Source organism: Pseudomonas sp. JBR1 (assembly GCF_028198185.1).
GTDB classification, from domain to species: Bacteria; Pseudomonadota; Gammaproteobacteria; order Pseudomonadales; family Pseudomonadaceae; genus Chryseomonas; species Chryseomonas oryzihabitans_E.
In genome coordinates, this window is record NZ_CP116340.1 from 686685 (window position 1) to 711482 (window position 24798).

A 24798-nucleotide genomic window follows, 5' to 3' on the forward strand; every position below is an offset into this window, starting at 1 on the left:
CCGTAAAAAATGGGCAAAAAAAGAGCGCGCGGGCAAAGCGCCCGGGCGCTCGGGCTAGATCAGGCGGGCGTTAGATCTTGCCGACCAGGTCCAGCGAGGGGGTCAGGGTCGCTTCGCCTTCTTTCCACTTGGCGGGGCAGACTTCGCCCGGGTGGTTGGCGACGTACTGGGCAGCGCGGACCTTGCGCAGCAGCTCGCTGGCGTCACGGCCGATACCGTTGTCGTGGATTTCGCACAGCTTGATCTGGCCTTCCGGGTTGATCAGGAAGGTGCCACGCAGGGCCAGGCCTTCTTCTTCGATCAGGACTTCGAAGTTGCGTGCCAGGCGCGCGGTGGGGTCGCCAACCAGCGGGTAGTTGACCTTCTTGATGGCGTCCGAGGTATCGTGCCAGGCCTTGTGGGCGAAATGAGTGTCGCAGGACACGCCGTAGATCTCGACGCCCAGCTTCTGGAACTCGGGGTACAGGTCAGCAAGGTCTTCCAGTTCGGTGGGGCACACGAAGGTGAAGTCAGCCGGGTAGAAGACGATGGCGGACCACTTGCCCTTCAGATCGGCCTCAGTCACCTGGACGAATTTGCCGTTGTGGTAGGCGGTCGCGGTGAAAGGCTTCACTTCGGTGTTGATCAGGGACATTGATGACTCCTTGATGGGTTTAAGTCAGGGTTGAAATCGATAGGACGCATACTAATCGCATTTTGACGATTCACCTCATTGTTAAAGGCGATGTCGGCGATTGGGCGTCTCTATCGAATACTACAGGTTTTGTGTGAAATCAGAGTCTTAGCGCTGGCAAGCCCGGCGCTAGGCGGAGCCTAGGACCTTGATGGTGGCCGGGTGCTGTCCCCATTCGCTCCAGGAGCCGTCGTAGAGTCGCCCATCCGGCAGCCCTGCGACATTGAGCGCGAGTAGCAGGACTGCCGCGGTAACGCCGCTGCCGCAACTGGTGATCACCGGATGCAGGCCATCGACGCCCAGTGCCTGGAAGCGCTGGCGCAATTCCTGGGGTGGCAACAGGGTGCCGTCTTCGGCGAGCAGGCTGTCATAGGGGAGGCTTTGGCTACCAGGCATATGGCCGGATGCCACGCCTGGGCGTGGCTCGGGGATCTCGCCAGTGAAGCGCTTGGCGCCACGCGCATCCAGCACCTGGGTCTGGCCTACGCTAAGTGCGGTCTGGACGTCGCCCAGGCCGCAGAGCAGGCGATTGTTGAGGATGGTGGGATAGGGCGGCTGGGGCACGGGCTGGTTCACGCCAGCTTCCAGTGGCAGCCCCTGGTCACGCCAGAGCGGCAGGCCGCCATCCAGGACCGCGACCTGATCGTGACCGAACAGGCGGAATAGCCACCAGGCGCGGGCGGCGGAGAAGAGGCCCTTCTGGTCGTAGATCACCAGGGAGGTCGTGGGTGTGACACCCAGCTCGCCAGCGAGTCTGGCGAAGCGCCCGGCGCTGGGCACCATGTGCGGCAGCGGCGTATCCGGATCGGAGAAGTGTTCGATGTCGAAACGCAGGGCACCGGGAATGTGCTGCTGCCGATAGGTTTCATCGGCGACCTGAGGCTCGTTCGGTAGATAGAGACTGGCATCGAGGATCATGAGATCCGTGCGGCCGAGTTGATCTTGCAGCCAGGCGGCGGTGACCAGCGGGGAGGCGATCATGGAGCACTCCTTGGTGGGCGAAGGGAACAGCTTACCGCGCCTGGTGCGACGCGGGCTGTCAGGGATGACCGGATACTTTATCCTCGTCAGCCTGGCAACTGGGTAGATGACTTATGAGCGAATTTAATGGGCAACCCACGGGTGGCAATGACTGGCAGCTGAGTCGCATCGTTGGCGAACTGCATGCCGCACGCAGCCAATGGCGCGAAACGCACGGGCGCTTCCGTGAATTCAGCGGCCGCGAACTGCCGTCACGCAGCGTCATGGCCAGCGTGATCGAATCCCTGAGCGGCGCGCTCTTTCCGCTGCGGCTCGGACCGGATCAGCTGCGCCAGGAAAGCGAGGACTTCTATGTCGGCTTCGAACTGGAACGCGCGCTCAACGCCCTGATGATCCAGGCGAAGCTGGAGCTCGACTATTTCGGCAAACAGCGTGGCGAGAACGGTGTCGATCGCGCCGACGAGGCCCGGCGGCTGGTACAGGCCTTCGCCCTGGCCCTGCCGGATCTGCGCCGTCTGCTGGATACCGACGTCATCGCCGCCTACCAGGGCGACCCGGCCGCGCGCAGCGTGGACGAGGTGCTGCTCTGCTATCCGGGCATCCACGCCATGATCCACCACCGCATCGCCCATCATTTCTATCGCAGCGGGCTGCCGCTGCTGGCGCGCATGGTGAGCGAGCGGGCACATTCGGCCACTGGCATCGACATCCACCCGGGCGCCCAGATCGGCGAAGGCTTCTTCATCGATCATGGTACCGGCGTGGTGATTGGCGAGACTTGCATCATCGGTGACCGGGTACGCATCTATCAGGCGGTGACCCTGGGCGCCAAGCGCTTCCCGGCCGATGCCGAGGGCAACCTCAAGAAGGGGCACCCGCGCCATCCCATCGTCGAGGACGACGTGGTGATCTATGCCGGGGCCACCATCCTCGGGCGCATCACCATCGGCCAGGGCTCGACCATTGGCGGCAACGTCTGGCTGACCCATGGCGTGCCAGCCAACAGCAACGTCAGCCAGGCCAGCCTGCAGGGCTGCGCTGGTCTGGCTCAGGAGTAGTCGGCAGCGCTATCACGAACGAACTTGGCGAGAAAACGCCGGGTTCGTTCCTCCCGCGGTCGATTAAACAGCTCGGCTGCCGGGCCCTGTTCGACGATGTGGCCACCGTCCATGAACAGCACGCGGTGGGCGACGTCGCGGGCGAACGCCATCTCGTGGGTCACGATGAGCAGGGTACGGCCTTCCTGGGCCAGCCCACGAATCGTCTCCAGCACCTCGCCGACCCGCTCGGGATCGAGCGCCGAAGTCGGTTCGTCGAAAAGAATGGCCTGGGGCCGCATGGCCAGCGCGCGAGCGATGGCGACCCGTTGCTGCTGCCCACCGGACAACTGCCCCGGATAGCTGTCGGCCTTGTCGGCCAGGCCGACCTTGGACAAGAGTTCGCGTCCGTGGGCGAGGGCGCTGGCGCGGTCCTCGCCCTGGACGATGAGCGGGCCTTCGATCACGTTCTCCAGCGCGGTGCGATGGGGAAACAGATTGAAGTTCTGGAAGACGAAACCCATCCGCTGGCGCACCTGGCGGATGGTCGCCTGCTGGGATTTCAGCGGCCGGCTCGCGTCGATGGTCAACTCGCCCAGGCGGATGCTGCCGGCATCCGGCGTTTCCAGCAGGTTCAGGCAGCGTAACAGGGTGGTCTTGCCCGAACCGCTGGGGCCGATGATGGCCACCACCTCGCCCTGGGCTACCTCCAGATCGATGGCCTGGAGCACGGTCTGCTGCTGGAAGGACTTGGACAGCCCCTTCACCTGGATCATGACTGGCCTCGTTCGTTGATGTGGCGCCCGTAGTGCCGTTCCAGCCGGTTCTGCAAGGTGGACAGCAGGCTGGCCAGGATCCAGTAGAGCAGTGCTGCCGCCAGATAGAGACTGAAGATCTCGAAGGTACGGGCAGTGATCAGCTGGGCCTGGCGGAAGAGTTCGGGCACCTGGATGGTGGCGGCCAGCGAGGTGTCCTTCACCAGCGAAATGAAGCTGTTGCCCAGCGGCGGCAGGGCGATGCGCAGGGCCTGGGGCAGGATGGCGCGTCTCAGGGTCTGCAGGGGCGTCATGCCGATGCTGGCGGCGGCTTCCCATTGGCCGCGGTCGATGGCACCGATGGCCGAGCGAATGATCTCCGCCGTATAGGCCGCCATGTTCAGCGAGAAGCCGATCAGTGCCGCCGGGAGCGGATCGAGTTGCAGGCCCAGTTCGGGCAGGCCGTAGTAGATGACGAACAACTGCACCAGCAGCGGGGTACCCCGGAAAAACGAGATGTACAGCCGCGCGAGGCTACGTAGCAGCAGATTGGATGAACGCCGCAACAGGGCCAGGCCGAAGCCCAGCAGCAGTCCGAAGAACATGCCGCCAAGGCTCAGGACCACGGTCCAGATCGCGCCCTTCAGCAGGAAGGGCAGCGAATCGAGCAGGAGCTGAAGGGTGCCACTCATTGGGTGACGTCGGCCTTGAACCACTTCTCGGAGATCTTCGCCAGGGTGCCGTCAGCGCGCAGCTTGGCGATGGCCTGGTCGACCGCGGCGTGGAATTCCGGATCGCCCTTGCGCTCGGCGACGCCCGATTCCTGACGGCTGAAGGGTTCGCCGGCCAGTGCCAGGCGGTCCTTGGTCTTGGACAGCAGCTCCAGGGCGGCCAGGCGGTCGACGAGGATGGCGTCGATGCGGCCTACGCGCAGGTCCTGGTATTTGGTCGGGTCGTCTTCGTAGGTGCGGACATCCGCCTTGGGTACGTTCTGGCGCAGCCACTGCTCATAGTTGGTACCCAGACCGACGCCGACCTTCTTGCCGGCGAGATCGGCGGCGGTCTTGATGCTGTCGACGTCGTCCTTGCGCACCAGGGCCTGGATGCCGGAGACGGTGTAGGGGGTGGAGAAGTCGTATTTCTTCTTGCGCTCCTCGCTGATGGTCACCTGGTTGATCACCACATCCAGGCGACGCGACTCAAGGGCAGCCAGCAGACCGTCCCATTTGCCGGGCTGGATCTTGGCATCAACGCCCAGTTCCTTGGCCAGGGCCTTGGCGAAGTCCACTTCGAAACCGGTCAGCTGGCCCTGCTCGTTCTGGAAGCTGAAGGGTGGGTAGGTGCCTTCCAGGCCAACGACCAGTTCGCCGCGCTGCTTGACGGTCTGCAGCAGGTCTTCGGCCTGAGCGGTGGCCTGGTGCGCCAGGCCCAGGGCCAGCAACAGGGCGGCACTACGGAACAGACGCTGGGAGAGAGGTTTGCGCATGAGGTGATCCTTGAGTGTATGAGGGTGCGCCACTATGGGGGTGTCTGATCTGACATCCCAAGTCCGAAAACTGCTGACGTTATGCCATCGCCCAGTCAGTTGGCTAGCCGATCAAGCCAACCAATCGCCGTAGGCAAAGGTGCCCGGCGCCCCGCCGGTGTGCAGGAACACCACTGGCCCGGGTGGCAAGGCATCGGTAGTCACCAGGTCCAGCAGGCCGGCCATGGCCTTGCCGGTATAGACCGGATCCAGCACCAGGCCTTCCAGGCGGCCAAGGCGGCGGATGGCGGCCAGGGTGCCGGGATTGGGTTCGCCATAGCGTGGGCCGAAGTAGCCATCACGCAACACCGGTGGATCCTCAGGCGCGGTGACTTCCAGCAGCTCGGCGAGTTGTTGGCGCAGCAGGGCTACCTTGGGCAACTGTTCGGCCTGAGTGCGTGAGACGGTGATGCCGATCACCGGCATGCCCGGTCGCAGATGATGGAGGGCGAGGTCCAGCCCGGCCTGGGTGCCGGCGCTGCCGGAGGCGAGAATGACGGCGGCCGGTTGCAGGTCCAGGGCATCCAGTTGTCCGGCCAGCTCCAAACCGGCGCGGACATAGCCGAGGGCGCCCACGGCGTTTGAACCGCCGATGGGGATCACACGTGGCGTGCGCCCCTGCTGGCGCAGGCGCTCGGCCTCGGCTTCCAGCTGATTGAGCGGATCATCGAGGGCCGCGACCGAACGGATCTGGGCGCCAAACAGCTCCAGTAGAAGGCGATTGCCGCCGTGCAGATAACCGGGATCTGTTGTGCCGAGGGGATTTTCCAGCAGGGCCACGCACTCCAGCCCCTGCTGGGCCGCGACGGCCGCGGTCTGGCGAACGTGGTTGGACTGGATGGCGCCCGCGGTCACCAGGGTGTCGGCACCTGCAGCCAGGGCCTCGGCGACGAGGTACTCCAGCTTGCGCACCTTGTTGCCGCCCAGGGCCAGGCTGGTGGTGTCGTCGCGCTTGCAATAGACCGGTCGGCCGAGTTCCGCCGACAGCCGTGGCAGAACATCCAGCGGGGTTGCCGAGGGTTGTAGCGTCAGGCGCGGGAAGCGGGCGAGGGCGGTGGCGAGCATGGCGAGGCCTGATGCGGGGAGCGGGTCGTCACTCTAGGCCGAAGCCGCGCTCGCCAGCAATCCTGGCCTCAGGCCAGACCGGGGCGGCGCGCCAAAGCCTGGGGCACCAGGGAGCGCAACAGCACCCCGTAGAGCGGCACGAAGAGCAGCAGGCTGACCGTCAGCTTGACGCCATAGTCGACCAGGGCGATCTCCGGCCAGTGACTGGCCATGAAGGGGTTGTCGCTGCGCCAGAAGGCCACGAAGAAGAAGGCAAGGGTATCGAGCCCATTGCCGAACAGGGTCGAGGCGGTTGGCGCCAGCCACCAGTGGGGTGAGCGCCGCAGCCGGTCGAACACCTGAATGTCGAGCAGTTGGCCGAGCACGTAGGCGCAAAAGCTGGCCAGCGAAATGCGCAGGACAAAGACGTTGACCACGGCCAACGCCGTCCAGCCCTGGAAGCCGCCGTCCTGGAACAGCACGGAAACCAGGTAGGAGACCACCAGCGCCGGGACCATTACCCGCGCGATGACCTGGCGCGCAGGAGCCTTGCCCATTACCCGGACGGTAAGGTCGGTGGCCAGGAAGATGAAGGGGAAGCTGAAGGCGCCCCAGGTGGTATGCCAGCCGAAGAGCTGCAGCGGGAGCTGCACCAGGTAATTGCTGGCGATGATGATGAGGATGTGGAAACCGACGAGGGCGGCCACCAGGGCACGCCGCGGGGTAGCAGGCAAGGCAGACATGGGCAGTCCTTTTTTGATTACCTGGGGTGAGGGAACCCAGGGCGCTGAGGCGGGGCGGCATTCTACGGATTCACAATGCCCCTGGCGAGTGCGGCCCGGCGGGGGATGACCAAAAAGACCCGGTTGAGCGATGGGCAGACCCCTCGGGCTCCTGATAACTTGTACGACTTCCGCACGAACAGAGAGCTTCCAGATGCACTTTCGATCGCTGGGTCGTACCGATCTCAAGGTTAGCGCCATCGCGCTGGGCACCATGACCTGGGGTGAGCAGAACACCGAAGCCGAGGCCTTCGAGCAGCTGCGCGCTGCCAAGGCTGCCGGGGTCAACTTCATCGACACGGCGGAGATGTATCCGGTACCGCCGCGCGCCGAAACCTATACCCGTACCGAAACCATCATCGGCAACTATTTCCGCCAGCAGGGTGACCGCGCCGACTGGATACTGGCCAGCAAGGCGGCCGGTCCCGGGCGCGACATGGACTATATCCGCGAGGGCGGGCTGGCGTTCACCAAGGCCAATCTCACCGCGGCGCTGGACGCCAGTCTCAAGCGCCTCAACACCGACTACCTGGATCTCTACCAGCTGCACTGGCCGGATCGCCGGACGAACTACTTCGGTCAGCTGGGTTATGAGCACAGCGAGGTGGCCTTCACGCCCCTGGAAGAGACTCTCGAAGCCCTCGACGGCCTGGTGCGCGCGGGCAAGGTCCGCCATGTGGGCCTGTCCAACGAGACGCCCTGGGGCGTACAGCAGTTTCTGCACCTGAGCGAGACTCGGGGCTGGCCACGGGTGGTCTCCATCCAGAATCCCTACAACCTGCTCAATCGCAGCTTCGAAGTCGGTCTGGCCGAGCAGGCCATCCGTGAGCAGGTGGGCTTGCTGGCCTATTCGCCGCTCGCCTTTGGCGTGCTGGCCGGCAAATACCTACAGGGCGCCCGTCCGGACGGTGCCCGGCTGACCCTGTTCGAGCGCTTCCAGCGCTACAGCAATCCCCAGGCGCAGCGTGCCGCCCAGGCCTATGTCGAGTTGGCGCGGGACCGTGGTCTGGATCCGGCGCAGATGGCCCTGGCCTTCGTCACCAGCCGCCCCTTCGTGACTAGCAACATCATCGGCGCCACCTCGCTCGCCCAGCTGGAAAGCAATCTGGCGAGCAGCGAACTGGTACTGGACAGCGAAACGCTGGCCGCCATCGAAGCCATCCACGTCGCCCAGCCCAATCCGGCGCCTTGATCCACGCGGCATCCCAACGCCCGGGTACAGCACTGTACCGGGCGTGTTTTTTGGGGAGATCCAGTGCCCAACAGGAGCAGCCGGTACGGCTGCGCTCGACGGGGCAGCGGCGCAAGGCCTGCTGACCCTGACGCCTATTAAAACCTTGGCTTTGACGCCATAGAGTCGGTCGGACCTTTCCTCACGCGTGCAGGTGTCCGCCATGGCGTCATACGAGATCGTGCTCCTGGGTGATCAGGATGCTTCCATCCTCGCCCATCAGGCCATTCCACAGGCCCTGGCGCTGGCTGCCACGGAGCTTGGCGTCGTACTGCGGTCGCGCTGGCTGCCGAGCGTGGAAGCGGATGGCGCGCTGCGCGCCTGTGACGGACTCTGGTGCGTCCCGGGCAGTCCCTATCGTCATCGTGAAGGTGTCCTGGCGACGATCCGCACGGTCCGGGAGCAGCGGATTCCTTTTCTCGGTACCTGCGGCGGTCTGCAGTATGCGTTGCTGGAATACGCCCATTCGGTGCTGGGCTGGGCCGATGCCGCCCACGCCGAGGAAAATCCATTGACGACACGGGCATTGCTGACGCCGCTGAGCTGTGCCCGTGTTGAATTTCACAATGAACTTCGTCTGCTACCGGATTCGCGGCTGATAGGGCTGGACGGAAGCGAGCGGGCCCGGGCTGCCTATCATTGTCGCTTCGGCGTGAATGCCGAGTACCTGCCGGCGCTGCTCGCCGCGGGCTGGCGCGTGCTGGCCTGGGATGACGAAGAGCTGCCGGTCGCCTTCGAACTCCAGACCCATCCCTGTCATTTCGGCACCCTCTACCAGCCGGAACGCGAAGCGCTGGCCGGGCAGGTGCCGGTGGCGGTGCGGTCCTGGCTGAAGGCGGTTATCGCCGCCCGGGCAGGGCAGCCATGAGCCGGGTGGCCGTGCCTGAAGACTGCGTAGTCGTCGCCTTCGTCTCACAGCGCGCGGACGAGGATCCCGCCTATGAGCGGATGGCCAGGCGCATGCTGGAGCTGGCGCAGGAGCAGCCGGGCTTTCTGGGGGTGGATTCGGTGCGTGGCGCCGATGGCCTGGGCATCACGCTGTCCTACTGGGTCGACCAGGCCTCCGCGGCGGCCTGGGGCACCCATCCGGAGCATCGCGAGGCGCAACGGCTGGGCCATGAACGCTGGTATCGCTGGCATGACCCCCGGGTCATGCGGCTGCTGTCGTCGCGGTCCGGGGCCGGCGTCACTCCACCCGAACCGCCCCCAGGGCCGGCGTGACGCGAATCCAGCCGACGCGGCTGTCTTCACCGATCAGCATGACCTTCTTCCAGGGGCGGAAGGGCGCGCTGTCCAGGACCAGGATGCGATCACCGGGGTTGAGCAGGGTGATCAGCTGGCGGTTGGCGACCACGCTACGTTCCGGCATGGAGGGATACTGCATCAACGGAATCTGTCCGCCGCGAATCTGCCAGGTCTCGCCGCTGGAGGCGTTGATGAAGGTGGGCAGGCGCGTCAGCACGATGGCCAGCGCGAAGAACCCCAGCAACAACAGGACGAGGCGATGCGTCACCGTGCGGGCGGCGGCGATATCGGGTGAAAGCTTTCCAAGCGAGGACATGGAAAAGGCTCTGGGCGGCAGGACGGTGGAGCTTGAATGCTACCGTCAGGCGGCCAATTGACATCATTCGAATGAACGAAAGGTCAACGGCTACTCATTCGCCAGTGCCAGAGTGTGACCGGCCGCAAAGCAGCCGGCTAGAGAGGCCGCCTCAGGGGGCCAGTTGGCGAGTGACTTCCACGGCCTTGTCGAAGGACGGATAGCCGCTCTTGGCCACCGCGAGCTCCGCATAGGCGCTCTTGTAGGTCTGCGCCTGGATGGGATCCGCCTCGGGCACCAGGAAGGGATCGGTGTACATGCGATAGAGCAGGGCGTACGCCAGGGGATAGTGGTGGCTGGCCGACGTGTTCAGCAGTTCCAGTACATCGTCGGTCTGCGGCCCCTGCTTGATGGCCACCACCGCCCGGTAGAATTCCACCTCCCCATCGGCACTGCTGCCACCGTTGCGCAACAGCAGGGCATCCGCGAGCTTGAGCTGTTCTTCACTGCCGCCCAGCACCAGCAGCTTGGCCTGCAAGAGGTCGTTCTGGCGCAGCAGGGTGGTCTGTTCCGCGGTCAGCGGGCGCATCTCCTCGGCCTCGTGGTGACCGCCCAGGGAGCAGCCGGCGAGTGAAACACACAGCAACGGGAGCATCCATTTCTTCATATCGAGATCTATCCGCGGAGTCGTGACGCTGGTTCCAAACTTTGGACGATAGCAGTTCTTTGGCGCTTTGCGCAGAACCGGAAGCCAATCCTGGAGTCGTATCCGCACGTCCACTGAGCGCCCATGCCTGGCTATTTCCAGCGTCGCGCGCTTCGGGCATTGTATGCGACAAGCGGCTGGATAGACCGCCGTTCGTTTCGCCTTCACGTACAGATCAAAGGACTCCCATGATCACCAAATGTCTGTTTCCGGCAGCCGGCTATGGCACTCGTTTTCTCCCCGCGACCAAGGCCATGCCCAAGGAAATGCTGCCCATCGTGAACAAGCCTCTGGTGCAGTACGCCGTGGAGGAAGCTCTGGAGGCGGGCCTGCATCAAATCGGAATCGTCACCGGCCGTGGCAAGCGTTCGCTGGAAGACCATTTCGACATCAGCTACGAGCTGGAAAGCCAGATCAAGAACACCGACAAGGAAAAGTATCTGGTCGGCATTCGTAAACTGATCGACAACTGCACCTTCTCCTACACCCGTCAGGTGGAGATGAAGGGCCTGGGCCACGCCATCCTGACCGGCCGTCCGCTGATCGGTGACGAGCCCTTCGCCGTGGTGCTGGCGGACGACCTTTGCCTGAACCTCGACGGCGACAGCGTCCTCAAGCAGATGGTCAAGCTCTACAACCAGTTCCGCTGCTCCATCGTGGCCATCCAGGAAGTCCCGGCCAACGAGACCAACAAGTACGGTGTGATCGCCGGCGAGATGATCCGTGACGACATCTACCGCGTGAACAACATGGTCGAGAAGCCCAAGCCGGAAGATGCTCCTTCCAACCTGGCGATCATCGGTCGCTACATCCTGACGCCGGACATCTTCGACCTGATCGAGCAGACCGAGCCGGGCAAGGGTGGCGAGATCCAGATCACCGACGCCCTGATGAAGCAGGCCCAGGACGGTTGCGTGCTGGCCTACAAATTCAAAGGTCAGCGGTTCGATTGCGGTAGCGCGGAAGGCTTCGTCGAAGCCACCAACTTCTGCTTCGAGAATCTGTACAAGGCGCTGTAAGCCGCTGCGTGCAGTCGAGGAGGCCACCTGCGGGTGGCCTTGTCGTTTCTGGCGGCTGGCCACTGGCACCGCGCCAGGGGTGGCTTGCGTTATGCTGACGCCAGCAGCAGCAGAGAGAAAGCTTCATGACGACCTATGATTTCGACCTCTTCGTGATAGGCGCCGGTTCGGGCGGGGTGCGTGCCGCGCGCTTCGCCGCCGACCTCGGTGCCCGGGTGGCGGTAGCGGAAAGCCGCTACCTGGGTGGCACCTGCGTCAACGTGGGCTGCATGCCCAAGAAATACTTCATCTACGGCGCCTCCTTTCGCGATGAATTTCGCCAGGCGCGTGGCTATGGCTGGGATGCCGAGGTGCCGGCCTTCGACTGGAATACCCTGGTCGCCAGCAAGGACCACGAGATCCGCCGGCTGAATGGCATCTACCGGGCGCTGCTGGTCAACAGTGGGGTGACCCTGCTGGAAGCCCACGCGCGCATCCTCGACCCCCATACCGTCGAGGTGGAAGGCCAGCGCTACCGGTGCGAGCGCATCCTCATCGCCACCGGTGGCTGGCCGGACGTACCCGACTTCCCGGGGCGCGAGCACGCCATCACCTCGAACGAGGCCTTCTACCTGCCTGAGCTGCCCAAGCGGGTCGTGGTGGTAGGCGGTGGCTACATCGCCGTGGAATTCGCATCGATCTTCCAGGGCCTCGGTGCCAAGACCACCCTGTTGTATCGCCGGGAGCTGTTCCTGCGTGGCTTCGACCGCGGGGTGCGCGAACATCTGCGCGACGAGATGCTCAAGCGTGGTCACGACCTGCAATTCAACGCCGACGTGGCGCGGATCGACAAGGCCGCCGATGGCAGCCTGCAGGTGACGCTCAAGGACGGTCGCGTCCTGGAAGCCGATTGCGTCTTCTACGCCACCGGCCGCCGGCCGATGCTGGATGACCTGGGCCTGGAAAACACGAGCGTCGCCCTGGATAAGCGCGGCTTCATCGAAGTGGGCGAGACCTTCCAGACCTCGGAGCCCTCGATCTATGCCATCGGCGACGTCATTGGCCGGGTGCAGCTGACTCCCGTTGCCCTGGCCGAAGGCATGACCCTGGCGCGCTACCTGTTCAGTCCGGACAGCTATCGTCCACTGAACTACGATCTGATCGCCAGCGCCGTCTTCAGCCTGCCCAACCTGGCCAGCATCGGCCTGAGCGAGGAGGAGGCCCGCGAACGGGGCCATCGGCTGAAGATCTTCCAGAGCAGCTTCCGGCCCACCAAGCTGAGCCTGACCGAGGTGCAGGAGCGCACCCTGATGAAGCTGGTGGTGGATGCCGACAGCGATCAGGTACTGGGCTGCCACATGGTCGGACCGGATGCCGGCGAGCAGATCCAGTGCCTGGCCATCGCCCTCAAGGCCGGGGCGACCAAGGCGTGCTTCGACGATACCCTGGGCATCCACCCCACGGCAGCGGAGGAGTGGGTGACGATGCGCAAGCCGGTCCGCGAGGACGAGGCGCGCTAGGCAGGCGCCTCACCTTCAGTAGATCACTTGGGAAGCGGCGCCGCGACGGGCGCGGCTTCCACCGCCTCACGCCGGGCATAGCGCTGCGCCAGCACCGCGCAGACCATCAGCTGGATCTGGTGGAACAGCATGATCGGCAGCAGCACCGGACCCATGGTGCTGCCGGCGAACAGCACCTTGGCCATGGGTACGCCCGTGGCCAGGCTCTTCTTGGAGCCGCAGAAGACCACGGTGATCTCGTCTTCCTTGCTCATGCCCAGCAGCCGTGCGCTGTAACAGGTGGCGAGCAGCACCAGGGTCAGCAGGGTCGCGCAGATGAACACCAGGCCCACCAGCGACAGCACCGGCGTTTCTCGCCACAGGCCTTCGATCACCGCGGCACTGAAGGCGGTATAGACCACCAGCAGGATGGAACCCTGGTCGACGAACTTGAGCTTGCCCTTGTGGCGGTCCACCCAGTGGCCGATGACCGGGCGCAGCAGCTGGCCGGCGACGAAGGGCAGCAGCAACTGGACGCAGATCTTGACGATGGCATCCAGGGTGCTCTGGCCGTCCGAGCCGCCATGGGCGTCGAGCAGCAGCCGTACCAGCAGCGGCGTGAGGAAGATACCTAGCAGGCTGGACAGGGAGGCACTGCAGACCGCCGCCGACACCTTGCCGCGGGCCATGGAAACGAAGGCAATGGAAGACTGCACCGTGGCCGGCAGGGCGCACATGAACAGCACACCCAGGTAGAGCTCCGGCGTCACCAGGGGCGCCAGCAGCGGCTGCAACGCCCACCCGAGCAGCGGAAAGGTGACGAAGGTGAAGGCGAACACCAGCAGGTGCAGCCGCCAGTGGGTGATGCCCGCCACCAGTGCCTGGCGCGACAGCTTGGCGCCGTGCAGGAAGAACAGCAGGCCGATGGCGATGTTGGTCACCACGTTGGCGATCTGGGCCGCGAGACCGCGGCAGGGCAGCACGCTGGCGAGGATCACCGTGGCGACCAACAGCAGGGTGAAGTTATCGGGCATCAGGCGGGGACGAGCCATGGTCTCTCTCGGGTTGTCTGCGAATAGGCTCAAGGCTATCGTCTCCTGATCGAGCCGACTAACGCGAAAAGCCCCAATGATGTCGTCAAACGGACAGTCTGCGGTCGAACGTCCCGTTCCCGAACTCACCAACCTGCCGCGGCGCCTCTATGCCCGGGTCGAATCCCTGGCGCAACCCGCCTGGACGCCCTGGCACCGGCACCCCTGGGGGCAGCTGTCCTATGCCATCAAGGGTGTGCTGACGGTGACCACGGCCGAAGGCAGCTACGTGGCACCGCCACAGCGGGCGGTGTGGATCGCCGCCGATGTCGAGCACCAGGTGCGCTCTTCGCCCAAGGCCGAGATGCGCAGTCTCTATGTGGGCGCCGAGGCAGCGCCCTACGTAGGCGAGCGCTGTCGGGTGGTGGCGGTGAGTCCGTTGATTCGCGAGCTAATCAAGACCTTCAGTGGCTTCGCCCGGGAGTATGACGAGGCAGGGCCCGAGGGTAGGCTGGTGTCGGTGATGCTGGACCAGTTGCAGGCGGCGCCGGAAGTGGGGCTGTCGCTGCCGGCGCCGCAGGACGGTCGGTTGCGTCTGCTGTGCGAGGCGCTGGCGGCCAATCCGTCGGACGAACGCACCCTAGCGCAGTGGTCAGGGGTGCTGGGAGCTTCGGAAAAGACCCTGAGTCGGGCCTTCCTGCGTGATACCGAGTTGACCTTCCGAACCTGGCGGCAGCGGTTGCGGCTGATCAGTGCGCTGGAGCGCCTGGAGCAGGGCGTTGCGGTCACGGAAGTCGCCCTGGACTGCGGCTACAACTCACCGTCGGCCTTTATCGCCGCCTTTCGCCGGCAGTTCGGCGCGACACCCGGGGCTTTCGCCTTGGGCGTCTAGGGATCAGGCGGTGGCGCCGAGCAGGCTCAGGTAATCACCAAAGCCACCCCGGGCGCGGCAATCCAGCCGCGAGCTGGTACGGACGCGTACGCTGTTGCTCCAGGCGATCCGCGCGCCCTGGGTCTTGAGCGCCGTGACCAGGGTGACGTCCTCGTCCACGGTCATGGACGGGAAGCCCCCAGCCTGCAGATAGGCCGTCGCCGAGATGCCGAAGTTGGCACCATGGATGTGCTGATGGCCTTCACGGTCATGATAGGCCGCCTCGTAGCGGGCTCTCAGGCTGGGCGAATGGGGAGCCCAGTCGTCCACCTCGACTACGCCACAGACCGCGTCGGCACCATAGGCGAGCTGGGCGGCGAACCAGTCCGGTGCCACCTCGGAGTCCGCATCGGTGCAGGCCAGCCAGCGGGCGCCGCGTTGGATCAGATGGGCCGCGCCCGTCGCCCGGGTCAGGCCCACGTTGCACGCCCAGACCTCCAGGGCGGTCACCGGCAGACGCCGGACGATGTCGGCGGTGCCATCGGTGCAGCTGTCCAGGACGATGACGATCTGGACCTCTTCACCCAGCAGGGCCGGATGCCGTGCTGCGCGTAGAACGGATTGCAGACAGCGTTCGACGTGTTGCTCTTCGTTATGGGCAGGTATCACGGCACCTATCATAGAAGCTGCTCCCGGCGGGCGACGGAGGTGGGGTCGGAGGACCAGAGGGTAAGAACGAAATCGGCTTCTTCGAGCTGGCTCAGGCGGTGCAGGCCGGGCAGGGCGGCCATTCGCGCATGGACCTGGTCGCCGGTCAGGGCACAACCCTCGATGGGATGGCGCCAGTGGCAGCCGAGCAGTACGCCGCCAGGGAGCAGGGCACCTTGCGCCTGCGCCAGCAGGGTGTCGAGACCGTCAGTGCCGAGGTAATAGCCGATCTCGCTGATGACGATGAGATCGAAGCTGCCTTGCGGCCATGCGCCGGGCAGCAGCAGATGACGCACCTCGACATGGCCCTGGTCGGCCAGGCGTTCGCTGGCGGTGGCCACCGCCGAGGCGTTGCCGTCGCTCACCAGCAGCCGGTCGCAGCGCTCGGCCAGGCGGCGTGACAATTCGCCGGTAGAGCAACCGGGTTCATAGCCCTGGGCATAGCGTTGATGAGGCAGCATGGCCAGGGTCAGGTCGCGCTTGCGCGCTTCGTACCAGCGGTGGCGATAGTCCCAGGGGTCTTCACTGTCGGCGTAGAGCGAGTCGAAATAGCTCATGGAGACGGTCATGTGAGGTAGACCTCCCAGGCACGCGTCAGGCGGGTGACGACGGTGTCCGGCAGAATCGGCCCCTGGCCCGTGCTGCTGTCCTCGGTCAACTGACTGCCGAAGGCATTCACCGCCTGCTTCTTGAGCGCCACGACGTCGTCTTCCAGATCGAGGCGCTGGGCGCGGGCCCAGGGTACCCGGGCATCGCCGGGCGCCGCCCAGTGCCAGGTCCAGATCGGCACCTCGATGCAGCGGGCTCCCCGTACCCGGCAGGCTTCCACCGCGGCGCGGCCGGTGGCCTCGTGATCGGGGTGACCATCCAGGCGCCAGGTGGCGAAGACCACGTCCTCGGGCGTGAGGAAATCCAGCAGGCGTTGGCACAGGAGGTCTTCCTGCTCGCTCACCTGGCCATCGGGGATCGCCAGCCGGGTCACGGTGGTACGCTCCAGCTGCAGACGGCGCAAGGCCTCGCGGGTTTCCAGTGGTCGAGTGTTGCGTAGTCGGCTGGCTGGCCACAGCGTCGATTGCGGATGGCTGCCATCGCCGTCGGTGACCGCTACCAGCGCCAGGCGCCGACCCAATTCGCCCAGCAGGTAGAGCAGCCCGCCGCAACCAAGAATCTCATCATCCGGGTGAGGGGCGACGACCACCGCCCGGTGCCCCGGTGGTACCAGCTGGGAAGCTTCCACGGCCGGCATGTCGGCAAAGCCGCTCCACTGCAGCCAGGCTTCGGGCGTGGTGCCTGTGCCTTGAATCTGACGATCACCTACAGTTGCCAAGGAGCACCCTCCAACAGATTGAGATCACCCAGCACGGCCAGGTCGCGTTCGGCGTGGCTCTGGCGCAGATAGACGGGCAGGTCCGCCATATGGCGCGCGCAATAGGCGTCACGACACAGCGGAGCGGCGCCAAAGGCGCGACCGGCATGGCGAATAACGATCTCCGAGCACTGTTCCACCACGGCACGTAACTGGCAGATGGGATAGCGGGCGTCTGCGGTGGGTTCGCGATCTATCCAGGCGGCCGCCTGGCGAAGCGCGGTCGCCGCGCCGAGCAGGGCGGCGTCCACATGGCCCAGGTGGGCCAGGGCGTGAGGTTCGCGATGGCGCTTGCAATGGGCCCGCAGGGTGTCGGCCAAGGCGGTAGCCGAGCCATACCAGCAGGCCGCGATGCCGCCACCGCCATGCCAGAAGCCGGGACGATGCAGATAGCGACCCGGCGCGCCAACGAGAACGCCTGCGGCGCCGTCGAACAGGACGTCGACGCTACCAGTGGCCTGCATGCCCACGGCGCGCCAGCCGTCCTGGGTCACCTCGACGCCGGGTTGATTCATTTCCACGGCGACCAGCATCGGATGATCGTCCATCCAGGCGGTCACCAGCGCGTGGCTGACCAGCGAAGCGCCCGAGCACCAGGACTTGCGGCCATGCAGGGTGACCATGCTGTCGGCGCCATAGCGGACCAACAGGCGCGCATCCGGCGGTTCGGCCGCCCAGACACCCCAGAGGCTGTCAGGCAATGGTACGAACCCATCCAGTTCGCTCAGGATGGCGAGGGCATCGGTGTGGCCTTCGTACAGCTTGACCAGACCCAGGTCGTGATTGGCCACCTTGGCCAGGGCGCGCCAGCGCTCCAGGGTCCGACCCTGGCCTGGCAGCGACAGGCGGTCGAGACCACGCTGATTGAGAATCTGGAGGCGGTGTTGCAGCAGTGCAGGAGTGACCTCTTCATAGGCCCACTCGTCCAGGGTGTCCTGAAGGCTATCCAGATCGATCGACATCGGCTCCATCCCGTGGCTGGCGACGGCGCTGTCCACGACAACGCTCGTTAGTGCAGACCACGGGCAGCGATAAGGGGTTTCGCTTAGGCGGTACGCTGGCCGACGATAGGCGTGCCGCTAATCCGCGCCCAAACGTTCCCGCCGCGCCCGGGTCAGCCCCTGGCGCACCTTCGCATATCCGGCCCAAGGGTCGTCCTTGAGCCCTTCGAGGCGCTGCAGCAGGGTATCGAAGCGCCATTGGTCGCTCGCCTCAAGGGTCGACAGCTCGTCGCGGGCGATGGGTACCGAAACACCGAGGTGTGGGCGGGCGCGTAGGGAAAAGGCGCTGACCGTGGTGGCGCCATGGCGGTTGCGCAGATAGTCGACGAAGATCCGGCCCTGCCGATTCTGCGCGCCCATCTTGGCGGCAAAGAGCTTGGGCAGGGTAGTGGCCAGGTGCTGTGCCGCGGCCTGGGCGAAGCCCTTGACCGTTTCCCAGTCCTGCCGGCGATCCAGGGGGACCACCAGGTGCAGGCCGCGACCGCCGCTGGTCTTGACGAAGGCCTGCAGACCCAGCTCGTCGAGGAGGGTGAGCACCAACTCCGTCGCCTCCACCATGCGTGACCAAGGCAGGGCGGGATCAGGGTCGAGATCGAGGATGAAGCGGTCGGGTCGGTCGATGCGGTCGGCGGTGGCGTTCCAGGTATGGAATTCCACGGTACCCATCTGGGCGGCACCGATGAGGGCATCGCGGCTGTCGATGACCATCAACGGCGCATGACCGGGATCGAGCTCCGTATCCAGTTCGCGGATGTGGGGAATGGCCAGGGTCTGCTTGTGCTTCTGGAAGATCTGCTCGCCGGCGATGCCTTCGGGGGTACGCACCAGCGCTACGGGGCGATCGGCCAGATGGGGCAGCATCCAGTCCGCCACGGCTTCGTAATACCGGGCGACGTCTAGCTTCGTCGCGCCGCTGGCCTCGTCGATCACTCGCTCCGGATGGCTGATACGCACGCCAGCTACGGTGGCATCCTTGGACATGCGCGAGGATTTTCGGCTAGAGGAGGATGAAGGGCCGGATCGTTCAGCTTCGCGCGCTGGTGCCGCTTCTTCCAGGCCGATCTCCTGGGCTGGCTTGTCCTCGCGCAAACCGTGGAAGACGCCCTGACGGACGATGCGATCCTGGGTCATCTCGGCATAGGCGATCTCGCACAGCTGTTCCGGCTTCAGCCAGGTCACCTCGCGATAGGCGGCGCCCTTGGGCGGATCCACCACCGGTGGCCGTTCTACGATCAGCGGCTGGAATCTGGCGTGCAACTGCTTGAGCATCGCCGCGGTGAAGCCGGTGCCGACCTTGCCGGCATAGTGCAGCGCTCCCTGCTCATCATGCAGCGCTACCAGGAGGGCGCCCAGGTGCTGGCGACCCCCCTTGGGTGGGGTATAGCCGACGATGATGAATTCCTGGCGATGGGCACACTTGAGCTTGATCCAGTCCTTGTTGCGGCGGGAGCGATAGGGGCTGCCGAGGCGCTTGCCGATCACGCCTTCCAGACCAAGTTCGCAGGCGCTGGCCAGGATGCGATCGGCCGGTACCTCGAAGGCGGCGGAAAAGCGCAGCAGGTCGCTCTCGTTGCTGTTCTCCAGCACTTTGCCCAGCAGCTCACGGCGTTGCTCGACCGGGACCTCGCGCAAATCCGCGCCGTTGAGATAGGGCAGGTCGAAGAGGTAATAGGCGATACGGCTGTCCTTGCCGGTCTCGAAGGCATTCTGCAGCGCCTGGAAGCTGGAGACCCCATGGGCGTCATTGACCACGATCTCGCCGTCCAGCCAGGCATTGTCGAGGCCAAGGGCGGCGAGGGCCTTGGCCTGGTCCGGCAGGCGCTCGGTCCAGTCGTTACCGCTGCGGGTGAACAGACTGACCGCGCTGCCCTCGATATGGGCGAGCAGGCGATAGCCGTCGTATTTCACCTCGTACAGCCAGTCTCCCGCCGGTGGGCTGTCGACCAGGGTCGCCAGCTGGGCCTCCAGGGTCGCCGGCAGGTCGGCCTTTCGAGCCTTGGCGGTGGTCTTGCGCGCTGGCGCCTTGGGGCTGGCCGCTTGGGTGGAAGCCTTGGCTTCCTTGGCCTTGGTACCCTTGGCCAGGCGCGGCAGGGTCTTGTCGCTCAGTACGCTGTCAGGCGCCTCCACCGTGATGTCGTACTCGGCGGTTTCCCGTGCCTGATCGTCGCGCTCCTTGATCAGCAGCCACTGGGGCTTGTCGCTATGGCCCTGCAAGCGGGTGCGTACCAGGGTCCAGTGGCCACGGAGCTTTTCGCCCCTGAGCTCGAACTTGAGCTTGCCAGCGGCATAGGCTTGCGCCGGGTCGCCGTCGGCCTGCCATTCGCCGCGATCCCAGACGATGACATCGCCCGCGCCATACTGGCCTTCGGGAATGCTGCCCTCGAAGCCACCGTAGGCGATCGGATGGTCCTCCACCTGGACCGCCAAGCGCTTTTCACCGGGGTCCAGGCTGGGGCCCTTGGGCACCGCCCAGCTCTTGAGCGTACCGTCCAGTTCCAGGCGGAAGTCATAGTGCAAGCGGCGCGCATCGTGCTTCTGGATGACGAAGCTCAGGGCACCCTTGGCCTTGCGCCGACGCGGGCTGTCCTCGTCACGCGGCTCGGCGGTGATATCGAAGTTGCGCTTGCGGTTGTATTCGCTGGACGAACTGGCCATGGCGGCGCTCCTCACTTGGCCTTGCGCGTACGGCTGGCAGCCGGGCTGCGCCGGCTAGTCGAGCGGCTCGCGCTCTTGGGCTTGGGCGCATCCTTGGTCTTGTCCTTCTTGCCACCCAGGCTGCGGCGCAGCAGTTCGGTCAGATCGATGACATCGGCACCGCTGTCATCGGCCTCGGGTTCCGCGGCGACGGCTTCGAGCTTGCCGTCCTTGAGCTTGCGCTCGACCAGGGCCATGACGTTGTCCTTGAAGGTGTCATGGTACTGGTCCGGGTCCCATTGCTCGGTCATGTCGGCCACCAGGCGCTGGGCCATGTCCACCTCCTTCTTGGTGACCTTGGCGTCCAGGCCTTCGAGCCCCACCTCTTCGGCGGATCGAACCTCGTCGGCCCAGCGCAGGGTGTTGAGCACCAGGGCGTTGCCCAGGGGCATGATCACCGCCAGGTGCTGCTTGGAGTGCATCACCAGGTTGGCCACCCCGACCTTGCCAGCGGCGCTCAGGGTATCCCTGAGCAAGGCATAGACCTTCTCGCCATTCTTGTCCGGCGCCAGGTAGTAGGGCTTCTCGAAGTGCAGGATGGAGATCTCCCGGGCTTCGACGAAGGTGAGGATGTCGATGGTGCGCGTGGCCTCGGGGAGGGCATTGTGGATTTCGTCCTCACTGAGCACCACGTACTTGCCCTTGCCATGTTCGACCCCCTTGACGATGTGCTCGCTGGGCACCTCCTTGCCGGTGGTCTTGTTGATGCGCTTGTAGCCCACCGGGTCGAGACTGCGCTCGTCCAGCCAATCGAAATCGATGCCCGACTGCCGGGTCGCCGAAACGACCGATACGGGGATGTGCACCAGGCCGAAGCTGACGGCGCCTTTCCAGATCGAGCGGGGCATGAGCATTCTCCATAAGGGGGTATCCCTTATGGATAGGCCGGCGCTCCCGGGGGTTCCGCCGCTGGGGAACCCCGCTCCGTCGTTGGGTTCTACCCCCGGAACGACGATTTCGCCGTCACAGGCGCAGGGTAGAGAGGAGCAGGGCGTGGACAGTGTCGATCAAGAGGTTTTGCGCAAGACCCTGGCCTGGCGACGGGAGGGTCATGGCGTGAGCCTGTTCACCGTGGTCCAGACCTGGGGCAGCTCGCCACGCCCGCCGGGCGCCATGCTGGCGCTGCGTGACGATGGTCAGGTCTGCGGCTCGGTCTCCGGCGGTTGCATCGAAGACGATCTCATCGCCCGGCTCCACGCGGGCCAGTTCGCTGGCGACCGCCCCGAAGTGATCACCTATGGTGTTTCGGGCGACGAAGCCGCGCGTTTTGGATTGCCCTGTGGCGGCACCCTGCGCCTGGTGCAGGAGCGAGTCGCGGATGCCGACTGGGTGGCGCAGCTGCTGGAGCGGTGCGAGCATCACCAACTGGCGTTGCGCGAACTGGACCTGGCGACTGGCGAAGTGCGTATTTCCAGCGCCGAGCGCGATGAGCCGGTTTCCCTGGACGAGCAGCTGCTACGCCTGGTGCACGGACCGCGCTGGCGGCTGTTGCTCATCGGTGCCGGTCAGCTGTCGCTCTATGTCGCCGACATGGCCGCCATGCTCGATTTCGAGGTGCTGGTTTGCGATCCCCGCGAGGAGTTCCGCCAGGGGTGGGAGACGCGCCAGGCGCGCTTCATCTCCGGCATGCCAGACGACGCCGTGCTGTCGATCCGGCCAGACGAACGCACCGCGATAGTGGCCCTGACCCATGACCCTCGGCTGGATGACCTGGCACTGCTGACCGCGCTGCAATCCGATGCCTTCTACGTGGGGGCGCTGGGCTCGCTGCGCAACAACGACAAACGCCGCGATCGTCTGCTGCAACTGGACGTACCGGCGGCCGCCATCAATCGGCTGCATGGCCCCATCGGCCTGCACATCGGCAGCCATACACCGCCCGAAATCGCCCTGTCGCTGCTGGCGGAGATCGTGGCGGTCAAGAATGGCATCGCCCTGACCCAGAAGAAGCGCGCGCTGGTGGCGGTGGAGCAGGTCGCCTAGGGATGGCATCGGTACAGGTGCTGATCCTGGCGGCTGGTGTCGGCAGTCGTTTTCGCGCGGCAGGCGGCGGCGACAAGTTGCAGGCGATGCTGCCTGGCGCGTCTCAACTGAGCGTATTGCAAACGACCTTTCGCCTCTGGAGGGGCCTGGGTCTGCCGTGCCTGGCCGTGGTCTCGGATAGCGCCCCCTGGCGCGCGGAGCTGGCGCTCCAGGAAGGACTGCAGGTCTTGAGCCTGCCCACCACCGGCATGGGTGACAGCCTGGCCGCCGCGGTAAAGGCGACCCCAACGGCAACAGGCTGGTTGGTCGCACTCGGTGATATGCCCTTCGTCCAGCCATCGACGGCTCGCCAGCTGCTGGAACTGCACGAGCCCGGGCGTATCGTCGTCCCCCGGCATCAGGGGCGGCGCGGTCATCCGGTGCTCTTTGGTCGGAATTTTGCCGCTGGGCTGAGCGAGCTCCAGGGTGACGAAGGAGCGAAACGGCTTCTGCGCCAAGGCCAGGTGCTAGAGCGGGAGGTCATGGATCCCGGCATCCACTGCGACATCGACACCCCTGCCGATCTGGAAAAACTGGCCCCGGTCAGCCCCGAACTTCCCCGAATCGCTGTTCTTCCAACGCAGGAGAGCGCTATTTGGAGCAAGACGATCATGAATACCATCGAGTCCATGCTGGACTATCTCAAGGATCACGAGCTGCAGCTCACCACGGCGGAATCCTGCACCGCCGGCAAGGTGGTCGGACTATTGTCGGAAATCCCTGGCAGCGGGAGCTGCATCGAGTCCGGCTACGTCGTCTACTCGCCCGAAGCCAAACAGCGGCTGTTGGGTGTCAAGCCCGAGACCATCGAACGCTACAACCTCACCAGTGAAGAGGTCGCGCGGGAGATGGCCGAGGGCGCGCTGCGCGACAGCCCAGCCCAGATAGCCATCGCCAATACCGGTCTGGCCGGCCCAGGGGGTGCCGACGGCATCGCCCAGGGAACCGTCTGTTTCGCCTGGGGCTACCGGGTGAACGAAGACATCGTGCTCTATTCCGAAACGCGGCTTTTCCCAGGCGATCGGGAGGCGGTACAGCTGGCCGCCGCCCGTCATAGTCTTGATGCCGTGGTGCCCTATCATCAACGTCTTGAACGCGAATCCAAGGAGAACGCCCGATGACCGAAGCCCTTCAGCGCGACATCATCCAAGCCTTGCAGGTCCCAGAGCATTTCGATCCGGCCGAGGAAGCGGAGCGTCGCATCCAGTTTCTCAAGGATTATCTGCTGAACAGCCAACAGGAAAGCTATGTACTGGGCATCAGCGGCGGCGTGGATTCCTCCACCGCTGGCCGTCTGGCCCAATTGGCCGTGGCGCGGGCGCGGGAAGAGAGCGGCAACGCTCGCCTGAGATTCATCGCCATGCGCCTGCCCTATGGGGTCCAGCGCGACGAGGAAGATGCCCAGCGCGCGCTTGCATTCATCCAGCCCGATGAGACCCATACCGTCAACATAAAGCCCGCCAGCGACGCCATGCTTGCCTCGGTCCGAGAAGCCAAGGTGGCCTTCAATGATGAACTCCATGAAGACTTCACCTTGGGAAACATCAAGGCACGTCAGCGCATGATCGCCCAGTACGCCGTCGCCGGGGCGCGCCGGGGCCTAGTGATAGGGACCGACCATGCGGCTGAGGCCCTGATGGGTTTCTATACCAAGTTCGGTGATGGCGCCTGTGACCTCACCCCCTTGCACGGCCTCAACAAGCGGCGGGTACGGGCCGTGGCCGAGTGGCTGGGCGCGCCTGACGATCTGGTGCACAAGGTGCCCACCGCTGATCTGGAATCCCTGTCGCCAGGCAAGGCCGACGAAGATGCCTTTGGCATCACCTACGCGGAAATCGACGATTTCCTCGAAGGCAAGGCAGTGAGTCCGGCGACCCTGGAGATCATCCTCAACACCTACCGCCGTAGCGCACACAAGCGCGATTTGCCCTATACGCCTTTTCATTGATTTCAATGGCTTAGGCTACTTAGTTTAGGTGGATACTCATATGTAGGGCCATTGCTCGGGTGTTCAGGCGCGACGCTTCGGTGCGCTGCGGTCGATACCGAAGCGTTCGCGCTACAGGCTATAAAAGACTTTATATTCCTTGTTCAACTTGTTGAATAAAAAGGTTTTATTAGTATTTTTCGAAAGTCTCAGTCATCGCTGTTCGGCTGAACTTTTGCGCGTCGCCGGCGCTCAGACTCTTTCAGACATACCCGCGTGAGCGATTCCGGTAGCAGTAGGGCCGCGGCTGTCAGGAGTGGTGCCTTTCAAGGCATCACTGTGGACTATCGACCCCCTGTCCCAGGGTGTCGGCCAGCCGGGCCTCTTTGGCGGTAAGCCAAGCAGTA

26 protein-coding genes and 1 pseudogene are annotated in these 24798 nt (G+C 64.8%); 11 read left to right on the forward strand and 16 right to left on the reverse strand.

Going from position 1 to position 24798, the window contains the following annotated elements; translation table 11 throughout:
- Positions 1-70: 70 nt before the first annotated feature.
- Together ahpC and sseA are read right to left on the reverse strand one after the other, a co-directional pair.
- Positions 71-634, reverse strand: coding sequence for an alkyl hydroperoxide reductase subunit C (gene ahpC / locus PJ259_RS03345; RefSeq protein WP_059314743.1), 564 nt, complete (start codon positions 632-634; stop codon positions 71-73).
- Positions 635-802: 168 nt separating this feature from the next.
- Positions 803-1654: a 3-mercaptopyruvate sulfurtransferase gene (sseA, locus tag PJ259_RS03350; protein ID WP_271654707.1), complete on the reverse strand. Its 852-nt coding sequence runs from the start codon at positions 1652-1654 to the stop codon at positions 803-805.
- 113 nt (positions 1655-1767) lie between these two features.
- Here sseA and epsC point away from each other — a divergent pair, with 113 nt between their 5' ends.
- The gene (gene epsC / locus PJ259_RS03355; protein WP_059314745.1) at positions 1768-2712 is read left to right on the forward strand and encodes a serine O-acetyltransferase EpsC; all 945 of its coding nucleotides are present in this window, start codon (positions 1768-1770) and stop codon (positions 2710-2712) included.
- Here epsC and tcyN read toward each other — a convergent pair.
- The 5 genes from tcyN to PJ259_RS03380 all read right to left on the reverse strand — a co-directional run bounded on the left by tcyN (position 2703) and on the right by PJ259_RS03380 (position 6758).
- On the reverse strand, positions 2703-3467 hold the full coding sequence (gene tcyN, locus PJ259_RS03360) for an L-cystine ABC transporter ATP-binding protein TcyN (RefSeq protein WP_271654708.1): 765 nt from the start codon (positions 3465-3467) through the stop codon (positions 2703-2705). The two genes, epsC and tcyN, sit on opposite strands and share 10 nt — an antisense overlap.
- Positions 3464-4138: a cystine ABC transporter permease gene (gene tcyL, locus PJ259_RS03365; RefSeq protein WP_059314747.1), complete on the reverse strand. Its 675-nt coding sequence runs from the start codon at positions 4136-4138 to the stop codon at positions 3464-3466. The genes tcyN and tcyL overlap by 4 nt, the downstream gene beginning before the upstream one ends.
- Positions 4135-4932: a cystine ABC transporter substrate-binding protein gene (gene tcyJ / locus PJ259_RS03370; RefSeq protein WP_059314748.1), complete on the reverse strand. Its 798-nt coding sequence runs from the start codon at positions 4930-4932 to the stop codon at positions 4135-4137. Before tcyJ ends, tcyL begins: the two co-directional genes overlap by 4 nt.
- 111 nt (positions 4933-5043) lie before the next feature.
- Complete coding sequence (locus PJ259_RS03375) at positions 5044-6036, reverse strand: D-cysteine desulfhydrase (RefSeq protein WP_271654709.1); 993 nt, start codon at positions 6034-6036, stop codon at positions 5044-5046.
- 68 nt (positions 6037-6104) lie between these two features.
- Positions 6105-6758 carry a 7-cyano-7-deazaguanine/7-aminomethyl-7-deazaguanine transporter gene (locus tag PJ259_RS03380; protein ID WP_271654710.1) on the reverse strand — a complete coding sequence of 218 codons (654 nt, stop codon included), beginning with the start codon at positions 6756-6758 and terminating at the stop codon, positions 6105-6107.
- Positions 6759-6951: 193 nt separating this feature from the next.
- Between PJ259_RS03380 and PJ259_RS03385 the strand changes: the two genes are divergently transcribed.
- The 3 genes from PJ259_RS03385 to PJ259_RS03395 all read left to right on the forward strand — a co-directional run bounded on the left by PJ259_RS03385 (position 6952) and on the right by PJ259_RS03395 (position 9249).
- Positions 6952-7989, forward strand: coding sequence for an NADP(H)-dependent aldo-keto reductase (locus PJ259_RS03385; protein WP_271654711.1), 1038 nt, complete (start codon positions 6952-6954; stop codon positions 7987-7989).
- Between the two features lie 202 nt (positions 7990-8191).
- Complete coding sequence (locus PJ259_RS03390) at positions 8192-8896, forward strand: glutamine amidotransferase-related protein (RefSeq protein ID WP_271654712.1); 705 nt, start codon at positions 8192-8194, stop codon at positions 8894-8896.
- Entirely contained in the window at positions 8893-9249 is a 357-nt protein-coding gene (locus PJ259_RS03395; protein ID WP_271654713.1) for an antibiotic biosynthesis monooxygenase family protein, read from the forward strand. The genes PJ259_RS03390 and PJ259_RS03395 overlap by 4 nt, the downstream gene beginning before the upstream one ends.
- Here the strand turns inward: PJ259_RS03395 and PJ259_RS03400 are convergent.
- Together PJ259_RS03400 and PJ259_RS03405 are read right to left on the reverse strand one after the other, a co-directional pair.
- Positions 9215-9589, reverse strand: a complete 375-nt coding sequence (locus PJ259_RS03400; RefSeq protein WP_271654714.1) for a hypothetical protein — start codon at positions 9587-9589, stop codon at positions 9215-9217. The two genes, PJ259_RS03395 and PJ259_RS03400, sit on opposite strands and share 35 nt — an antisense overlap.
- Positions 9590-9740: 151 nt before the next feature.
- Entirely contained in the window at positions 9741-10223 is a 483-nt protein-coding gene (locus PJ259_RS03405; protein WP_237140589.1) for a hypothetical protein, read from the reverse strand.
- A 239-nt stretch (positions 10224-10462) separates the two neighbouring features.
- On the opposite strand from PJ259_RS03405, the gene galU reads away from it, so the two are divergent.
- Positions 10463-11293 carry a UTP--glucose-1-phosphate uridylyltransferase GalU gene (gene galU, locus PJ259_RS03410; protein WP_059314756.1) on the forward strand — a complete coding sequence of 277 codons (831 nt, stop codon included), beginning with the start codon at positions 10463-10465 and terminating at the stop codon, positions 11291-11293.
- A 125-nt stretch (positions 11294-11418) separates the two neighbouring features.
- On the forward strand, positions 11419-12792 hold the full coding sequence (gene gorA, locus PJ259_RS03415) for a glutathione-disulfide reductase (protein ID WP_271654715.1): 1374 nt from the start codon (positions 11419-11421) through the stop codon (positions 12790-12792).
- A gap of 23 nt (positions 12793-12815) precedes the next feature.
- Here the strand turns inward: gorA and PJ259_RS03420 are convergent, their stop codons facing one another.
- On the reverse strand, positions 12816-13823 hold the full coding sequence (locus tag PJ259_RS03420) for a bile acid:sodium symporter family protein (RefSeq protein ID WP_271654716.1): 1008 nt from the start codon (positions 13821-13823) through the stop codon (positions 12816-12818).
- A gap of 76 nt (positions 13824-13899) precedes the next feature.
- On the opposite strand from PJ259_RS03420, the gene PJ259_RS03425 reads away from it, so the two are divergent.
- Positions 13900-14694 carry an AraC family transcriptional regulator gene (locus tag PJ259_RS03425; protein WP_082696320.1) on the forward strand — a complete coding sequence of 265 codons (795 nt, stop codon included), beginning with the start codon at positions 13900-13902 and terminating at the stop codon, positions 14692-14694.
- A gap of 3 nt (positions 14695-14697) precedes the next feature.
- Here the strand turns inward: PJ259_RS03425 and PJ259_RS03430 are convergent, their stop codons facing one another.
- The 6 genes from PJ259_RS03430 to ku all read right to left on the reverse strand — a co-directional run bounded on the left by PJ259_RS03430 (position 14698) and on the right by ku (position 21290).
- A complete protein-coding gene (locus tag PJ259_RS03430; protein ID WP_271654717.1) occupies positions 14698-15354 on the reverse strand; it encodes a glycosyltransferase in 657 nt (218 codons plus the stop codon).
- On the reverse strand, positions 15351-15950 hold the full coding sequence (locus PJ259_RS03435) for a class I SAM-dependent methyltransferase (RefSeq protein ID WP_271654718.1): 600 nt from the start codon (positions 15948-15950) through the stop codon (positions 15351-15353). The genes PJ259_RS03430 and PJ259_RS03435 overlap by 4 nt, the downstream gene beginning before the upstream one ends.
- Positions 15947-16708 (reverse strand): PIG-L deacetylase family protein, encoded by a 762-nt coding sequence (locus tag PJ259_RS03440; RefSeq protein WP_271654719.1) that lies wholly within the window; start codon positions 16706-16708, stop codon positions 15947-15949. Before PJ259_RS03440 ends, PJ259_RS03435 begins: the two co-directional genes overlap by 4 nt.
- A complete protein-coding gene (locus PJ259_RS03445) occupies positions 16696-17709 on the reverse strand; it encodes an acyl-CoA dehydrogenase (RefSeq protein WP_442964883.1) in 1014 nt (337 codons plus the stop codon). The genes PJ259_RS03440 and PJ259_RS03445 overlap by 13 nt, the downstream gene beginning before the upstream one ends.
- A 117-nt stretch (positions 17710-17826) precedes the next feature.
- On the reverse strand, positions 17827-20403 hold the full coding sequence (gene ligD / locus PJ259_RS03450) for a DNA ligase D (protein WP_271654721.1): 2577 nt from the start codon (positions 20401-20403) through the stop codon (positions 17827-17829).
- A gap of 11 nt (positions 20404-20414) precedes the next feature.
- The gene (gene ku, locus PJ259_RS03455; RefSeq protein WP_271654722.1) at positions 20415-21290 is read right to left on the reverse strand and encodes a non-homologous end joining protein Ku; all 876 of its coding nucleotides are present in this window, start codon (positions 21288-21290) and stop codon (positions 20415-20417) included.
- 145 nt (positions 21291-21435) lie between these two features.
- On the opposite strand from ku, the gene PJ259_RS03460 reads away from it, so the two are divergent.
- The 4 genes and pseudogenes from PJ259_RS03460 (at position 21436) to nadE (ending at position 24412) form a co-directional block, all read left to right on the forward strand.
- The gene (locus PJ259_RS03460; RefSeq protein WP_271654723.1) at positions 21436-22425 is read left to right on the forward strand and encodes an XdhC family protein; all 990 of its coding nucleotides are present in this window, start codon (positions 21436-21438) and stop codon (positions 22423-22425) included.
- 2 nt (positions 22426-22427) lie between these two features.
- Positions 22428-22865, forward strand: a pseudogene (locus PJ259_RS03465) (nucleotidyltransferase family protein); the annotation flags it as partial.
- A 210-nt stretch (positions 22866-23075) separates the two neighbouring features.
- Positions 23076-23585: a CinA family protein gene (locus tag PJ259_RS03470; protein ID WP_059316868.1), complete on the forward strand. Its 510-nt coding sequence runs from the start codon at positions 23076-23078 to the stop codon at positions 23583-23585.
- Positions 23582-24412, forward strand: coding sequence for an ammonia-dependent NAD(+) synthetase (gene nadE / locus PJ259_RS03475; RefSeq protein ID WP_271654724.1), 831 nt, complete (start codon positions 23582-23584; stop codon positions 24410-24412). Before PJ259_RS03470 ends, nadE begins: the two co-directional genes overlap by 4 nt.
- The last annotated feature ends 386 nt before the right edge of the window (positions 24413-24798 follow it).